Genomic DNA, 7715 nt, shown 5'->3' with positions numbered 1-7715 from the left:
TATATAGAAGGAGACATCCTGGGATGCCAAGTTGTCTCCTTCTTTTATCTTAATCTTTTGTCACATGAAACAGCATCGCTTAGTCGCTTTTTTTATTTTTTGCATGATGGTTTCCCTGTCTTATGGACAATCTTCCTGGGTAAGGATAAATCAATTGGGATATCTTCCCAAAGATATCAAAGTAGCAGTGTTAATCTCGACCGAAGAAATCACTTCTGATTTATCTTTTCGTGGAAGTAGTGGACAACCACCGGTTTTACCTGCAACTCAACATGGCACACCGAATTTTTCTCTTATTGATGCAAAAACCGGGAAAACAGTATTCAGCGGCCAGGGAAAAATTGCGGATGCTGCTTATTGGGGATTAAAATCGGCTTTTCGCCTCGATTTTTCTTCTGTTCAGGCAGAAGGCGATTATTATATTGAAGCTGCCAGCGTGAAATCTCCTCAATTTAAGATTGGAGCAGATATTTACGAAGGGTCTGTTGATTTTATGCTCAATTATATGCGCCGTCAACGTTGCGGGCATAATAATTTTTTAGGTACCGTTTGTCACCAACATGATGGTTTTATTGTTGAGCATCCTACCCGTACTGGGGAACATATTGATGTTCGCGGTGGTTGGCATGACGCAGACGATAAATTACAATATGTTACTACCACAGCAAGTGCTATCTATCACATGATGTTAGCTTATTATCAGGCAAAAGATAAAACAATTTTTAAAGACAATTATCGCGCAGATGCCAGTCCGGGTAGTAACGGTATTCCTGATATCCTGGACGAAATCCGCTGGGGACTTGACTGGCTATCCAGAATGAACCCTGCGCCTAAAGAAATGTACAACCAGATTGCTGATGACCGAGACCATGCCGGTTATGGGCTGCCTCAAAATGATAATGTAGATTATGGCTGGGGGCCAGGTAAGGGGCGACCGGTTTATTTTATTACCGGAGAGCCTCAAGATTTACCTAATCCCAAAAATGGAGAGATTCAACTGAACCGTACTACCGGAGTGGCTTCTTCTGCAGGTAAATTTGCTTCCTGTTTTGCTTTGGGAGCCGAACTTTTCAAGAATATAGATCCTGCTTTTGCTCAAGTTCTATCAGATAAAGCAGAGCCTGCCTACCAATTTGCACTTGAGCATCCCGGAAATACTCAAACAGTCTGTGTAGTTTCCCCTTATTTTTACGAAGAAGACAATTATGTGGATGATATAGAGTTAGCGGCTGCTACATTTTATACTCTTACCAAAGAGCCTAAATGGCGTGCCGAAGGAGACTACTGGGGACAACTTGAACCCGTTAATCCTTTGTGGGCATTTGGATTTGCACGTCACTATCAATTCTATCCTTTTGTTAATCAGGGACATCACCTGCTGGCAAAATCTCAAGATACAGTAACAAGTAAAAAATTCACCGACTTTATGCGTCAAGGATTACAAACTATTCGAAACCGTGCAGGAAATGAGCCGTTTATGAATGGTGTGCCTTATGTGTGGTGTGCTAACTTTGCCGTTATTGGTGCCGCTTCTTATGCTCATCAATATAAAGAGGTCTCAGGAGATAGTTCTTTTCAAGAGATGGAAGCTGCTTTACGTGATTGGATTTTAGGTTGTAATCCTTGGGGATTCTCTTTTATAGGAGGCTTTCCTGAAGGAGGCGTTTCTTCCAGAACAGACGAAACTCGTTTGGGGGGATTGGTTGACGGTCCCATCAATGAAGGTTGGCATGATACATTCTTGGGCGTCCCAAAAGTGAGTCGCAGTAAAGATCCTTTAGCTGCCTTTCAGAATGGTCCGGCTGTATTTCATCAAGATTCTTATGGAACTAATGAGCCTGTGATCGATGGTACTTGTTATATGATATATTACCTCTCCATAATGGAGCAATTAGGAAGAAAACAGTCTAGTAAACTAAATAATACGGTAACTGATGCCTATGGAGCCACTGTTAGAATCAACACGGATAAAAAAGTAATTCATTTAATTTTTTCTGCAGATTCAGTATTTGAGGGAGCTTCATCTATTCTTAATACTTTAGATAATAATAAAATTAAAGCATCTTTTTTTCTTACAGGGAATTGTTTGCGAATGAAAGAACATAAAGAAACGATTAATAAAATTATTAAAAAAGGACATTATGTAGGAGGACATTCAGATAAGCATCTGTTATATGCGTCTTGGGGAAATAGAGGTCAGTCTCTTGTGACATCAGATAGCCTTATTAATGATTTAAGGCAAAATATGAATGAACTCGAAAAGCATGGAATAAAACAATCTGATGTGAATTATTATTTGCCTCCGTATGAGTGGTATAATAAGGAAAATGTGAACTTAATTGAATCGCAAAATCAGATAACGATTAACTTTACTCCCGGGTTGAGAACAGCTGCCGATTATACGACCCCGGATATGAAAAACTACATGTCTTCTCAACAGATAATAGACCAGCTGTTTGCATATGAAAAAGCAAATACATTGAATGGCGCTATCATTCTTATTCATCCAGGAACTCATCCTGATAGAAAAGATAAATTATATTTGAGATTAAATGAAATTATAAAAGGTTTAGCAAAAAGAGGTTATTCTTTTGAGCGTTTATGATAAATTAAATTATAATGAAAAGGAATTTTTTTTTCAATGTATCTCTTTTATTTCTCTCATTTTTTATAGTGAATGAAATAAAAGCTCAAATTATTCCCGATAGTATTAAAAATAATATTGGAACATACCTGACAGAATTTGCCAACAAGGATGTAAAAACAGGGAGAATAAAAATAGACTCTGTGAACATGAAAGGGAAAACTATAGCCTTCTTTGCAGGAGTAAACCTTTCCTATATTCCTTTTCAGAAAAATGAAGTAGATGTCATTTATAATAAAATAAAAGGTCTACTTCCCGAAAAGTATAAAAAACACAAAATCGAATTGATTACAGATACCCGAAAAGTAGAAGATTTGGTTTTATTTGGAAAAGAAAAAAAGCAGCTATTTGCTAACATGCTTGATAAACCATTGGTAGCAAACCTATCTCAACCCTATGTTGCTGACCAGGGGTTGCAGAATCATCACCTGGCTATATGGCAAAGCCACGGATGGTATTACGAACAAAAGTTAGCACGCTGGGAGTGGCAGCGGGCACGTATCTTTCAGACTGTGGAAGATCTATATACTCAAAGTTATGTATTGCCATACTTAGTACCTATGCTCGAAAATGCAGGTGCAAATGTTTTGTTGCCTCGCGAACGTGATATACAGCGACATGAAATAATTGTAGATAACGATAGAAACAAAGATAAATCGATATATAAAGAAATTAATGGAAAAGACAGCTGGACAGCTGGCTACTATGAAGGATTTGCATATTTGAAAGAGTCATATCTGGATGGAGAAAATCCATTCAGATCAGGCTCTTACAAAGAAGTAAAGACAATAAAGAACGGAGAAGAAAGTCGATGTGAGTGGATCCCCGATATTCCCGAAAATGGTAAATATGGGGTGTACATATCTTATAAGACATTAGCTAATAGTACAGATGATGCCCGATATACAGTATATCATAAGGGCGGAAAAACCGACTTTAGTATTAATCAAAAGATGGGTGGAGGTACGTGGATTTTTCTAGGTTATTTTTCTTTTGATAAGGGTATAAATGAAAATTGTAAGGTTGTATTGACCAATAAAAGCAATAAAGCCGGACGTATATTGACTGCTGATGCTGTTAAAATAGGAGGAGGAATGGGTAATATTGCAAGACTACCTCATGCCAGCGGTATTGTAACCGACAATACTAAAAGCTCTGAAACTATTGAAAATGATAATATAAAGAAACTTCCGGCGATAGATTACAAACCTGAGGTGAGCGGTTATCCTCGTTATACAGAGGGTGCTCGTTACTGGTTGCAATGGGCTGGTGCTCCCGATAGTATATACAACAAGAGCGAAGGAAAGAATGATTATACTGACGATTATCAGAGTAGAGGTTTCTGGGTAAATTATATTGCCGGAGGTTCCTCCGTATTACCTAAAAAGGACGGTCTGAATATTCCGATAGACCTTGCAATGGCTTTTCATACCGATGCCGGTACGACTTTCAACGATTCTATTATTGGAAGCCTGGGTATTTATATGACACATCATAATGATGAAAAGTTTGAAAATGGTAAGACTCGTTGGGCATCTCGTGACCTTACCGAACTGATAATGGATGAGATCGTAAAAGATATTCGCCGCGAGTATGAACCGCAGTGGACTCGTCGCCAGATGTGGAACCGTTCTTATAGTGAGGCCCGTGTTCCGAATGTGCCTACCATGTTGTTGGAATTACTGTCGCACCAGAATTTTGCAGATATGAAATATGGGCTCGATCCTCGTTTTCGTTTTACGGTTAGCCGCTCCATATATAAAGGCATGCTCAAATTCATAGCTCATCAATATGGCTATGATTATGTTGTGCAGCCATTACCTGTAAAATCATTTAGTGCGCAATTTTCCGGGGATACTCAGGTGGAATTAAAATGGAAGCCGGTAGATGATGTTACCGAGCCAAGCGCAAAGCCTGATCAATATATCGTATATACACGTATAGGCGATGGAGACTTTGATAATGGTAAGATAGTGAATGGTATAAGTGCGATTATGCCGATCGAAAAAGAAGTATTATATAGCTTTAAGATAACTGCTGTAAACAAAGGAGGACAAAGCTTTCCGTCTGAAATACTTTCGGTATGTAAGAAGTCGGAAGAGAAAGGGCAGGTGCTTATTGTTAATGGTTTTGATAGACTATCTGCTCCTTATAGCTTTGCTTCGAGAGATAGCATTGGTGGATTTTTAGACTTTATTGACCATGGAGTGCCCGATAAAGTAGAATATAATTATATTGGAAGCCAATACGAATTCAGAAGGACGATACCTTGGATGGATGACGATGCTGCAGGCTTTGGTGCAAGCAATGGGAATTACGAAACAACAGTTGTTGCCGGAAATACATTTGACTATCCGTCTATGCATGGGCGATCTATTACTGCAGCGGGATATTCGTTCGTGTCTGTAAGCCGTGATGCTATATTGGACGGAGCTGTGGACATGAACTCTTACAAATTAGTAGATTTGATATTAGGGAAACAACGACAAACAAAAATGGGTAGAGGTGTAAGTCCTGTTGAGTTCAAAACATTTCCTAAAGAATTGCAAAGCAAAATTACTGATTATTGTAAACAAGGAGGAAATATCTTTATAAGCGGAGCTTATATCGCTTCTGATCTGTGGGATACCGAAAAGCCTCAAGTAGAAGATCAAAAATTTGCTGCCGATGTGTTAAAATATAAATGGAGAGTCGGGCGTGCAGCAGTTGAGGGGAAAGTGAAAACAATAGCGTCTCCATTTCCCGTATTTTCTGGTAACTATGAGTTTTATACCAAACTCAACCCTATAGCTTATGCTGTAGAATCTCCTGATGCTTTAGAGCCAGCCGGAGATAATAGTTATACAGTATTCAGATATACAGAGAATAATCTTAGTGCCGGTATTGCTCATGATGGCGATTACAAAACGTGTGTAATTGGTTTTCCTTTCGAAGCGATAAAAGATCAAGCAGAAAGAGACAGCCTGATGTCAAATATTCTTTCTTTTATGTTTAAATAAAGGAAAAAAGAAGAAGTGTCCTGAAATAATTTGTATTACCGAAGTATTATCTTCTTTGTCATTCTGAATGTAATGAAGAATCTCCATCCTCCCGAACGAGATGTTTCACTCCGTTCAACATGACAAATATAAAATACAAATTATTTCAGGACACTTTTTTATTATTGTCTATATTGTTTTATCCTCTTATATACTAGAGAGTTTTATCAAATAAAATACGAAGAATAGAATAAGTCGATTTGTTTTCGTATCTTTGTCTTTTGAACAATCGAGTTTATATTGTATCTTTCTTCGCAATGTTTTGCTCCGCCTCTGTTTTAGCGGAACTTCCCATCGTAAAAAATGACGTCAAAATTAACTTTCTTGTTTATTTTATTAACAAGTTACGGAAATGTGTTGCACAGTGTTCGTAACACATTATTCAATTATAAAATCTGTAGTAGATTACAGTTAAGCTATTTATGACATTTAAAGAATTAAATATTATTGAGCCGATATTAAAGGCTCTGGAAGAAAAAGGATATACAACGCCAACTCCTATACAAGAAAAAGCTATTATTCCGGCTTTAACCAATCGAGATGTTTTAGGATTGGCACAAACAGGTACAGGTAAAACCGCCGCCTTCTCACTGCCTATCATTCAGCAACTTTATTTGAATAAAGTTAGTGGCAAAAAGAGAGAAATAAGAGCTTTAATATTAACTCCAACACGAGAACTGGCAATCCAAATAAACGACAGCCTCAATGACTATACTCAGTATACAGGAATTCGCCATTGTGTTATATATGGAGGAGTGAAGCAAAAAGCGCAAACAGATGAATTGAAGACAGGCATAGATATATTAGTTGCTACACCGGGACGACTATTGGATTTGATTAATCAGGGTTTTATAAATCTGGACTCTATACGTCATTTCGTCCTTGATGAAGCTGACCGTATGTTAGATATGGGTTTTATTCATGATATTAAACGTCTGCTGCCTAAGTTGCCTAAGGAGAAACAAACTTTGTTTTTCTCTGCTACTATGCCATCGACAATTGCTTCTTTGTCTCGCTCTATCCTCAGAGATCCTCTTAAGGTAGAAGTTACACCTGCATCATCTGTTATAGATACTATTAAGCAATATTTGTATTTTGTAGAGAAACAAGAAAAGAAAGACTTGTTGATCAATTTGTTGAAAAAAGATAAAAAGCAATCAGTTCTAGTCTTTTCCCGCACGAAGCATGGAGCAGACAAAATTGCACGTCTTCTTTGTAAAGCAGGGATTGGTAGCGAAGCTATTCATGGCAACAAATCTCAAAATGCACGTCAACGTGCGTTGAATAATTTCAAGTCACAAAAGACACGAGTTCTCATTGCTACGGATATTGCGGCAAGAGGGATAGATGTGGATCAACTGGAGTTGGTTATCAATTATGATTTGCCCGATGTTCCCGAAACTTATGTGCATCGTATCGGTCGTACCGGACGTGCAGGTAATAGTGGAACTGCTCTTACTTTCTGTTCGGCGGAAGAGAATGCAATGCTAAATGATATTCAGAAACTAACAGGGAAGAAGTTGAATCAATTATCAATTCCAGCGTAACAAATATAAAAACATAAATATATAATTAATGGCAAAATCAAATTCATTTAACAAAAGAGAAATAGAAAAAAACAAACAGCAAAAGAGAAAAGAAAAACAACAGAAAAGAGAGGAAAGGCGAAATGCTCCTGTCGACTCATTTGAAGATATGATCGCTTATGTGGATGAAAATGGTGTTATAACCAGTACACCTCCCACTCAGACAAATAAACAAGATATAGAAATAGAAGATATCGCTATTTCAACGCCCAAGAAAGAAGATGTAGAAGATCCTATCCTCAATGGTCGTGTAGAATACTTTAATCAGGATAAGGGGTATGGCTTTATTAAACACACAGGTAGCACAGAAAAATATTTCTTCCATGTAAGCAGCACTTTAGTTCCCATTGAAGAAGGCAATATGGTGACATTCGAATTGGAGCGAGGTCAAAAAGGCATGAATGCTGTAAGAATCACTCTGGCTAATAAGGAAGATAAAAAGTAATA

Annotated in this window: 4 protein-coding genes; all 4 read left to right on the top strand. The window is 37.8% G+C overall.

Annotation, left to right across the window (positions count from 1 at the left end):
- Nucleotides 1-64: 64 nt before the first annotated feature.
- The 4 genes from PKC55_RS16630 (at nt 65) to PKC55_RS16615 (ending at nt 7713) form a co-directional block, all read left to right on the top strand.
- Nucleotides 65-2605: a bifunctional glycoside hydrolase family 9 protein/polysaccharide deacetylase gene (locus tag PKC55_RS16630; protein WP_324373588.1), complete on the top strand. Its 2541-nt coding sequence runs from the start codon at nt 65-67 to the stop codon at nt 2603-2605.
- Between the two features lie 14 nt (nt 2606-2619).
- A complete protein-coding gene (locus PKC55_RS16625) occupies nt 2620-5643 on the top strand; it encodes a golvesin C-terminal-like domain-containing protein (RefSeq protein WP_324373587.1) in 3024 nt (1007 codons plus the stop codon).
- Between the two features lie 461 nt (nt 5644-6104).
- Nucleotides 6105-7229, top strand: coding sequence for a DEAD/DEAH box helicase (locus tag PKC55_RS16620; RefSeq protein ID WP_291127812.1), 1125 nt, complete (start codon nt 6105-6107; stop codon nt 7227-7229).
- Between the two features lie 28 nt (nt 7230-7257).
- Nucleotides 7258-7713 carry a cold-shock protein gene (locus PKC55_RS16615; RefSeq protein ID WP_135104081.1) on the top strand — a complete coding sequence of 152 codons (456 nt, stop codon included), beginning with the start codon at nt 7258-7260 and terminating at the stop codon, nt 7711-7713.
- The last annotated feature ends 2 nt before the right edge of the window (nt 7714-7715 follow it).

Source organism: Dysgonomonas sp., from assembly GCF_035323175.1.
Taxonomy (GTDB): Bacteria; Bacteroidota; Bacteroidia; order Bacteroidales; family Dysgonomonadaceae; genus Dysgonomonas.
Note: the sequence above shows the minus strand (reverse complement) of the source record. Positions and strands in the feature narration are given on the sequence as shown.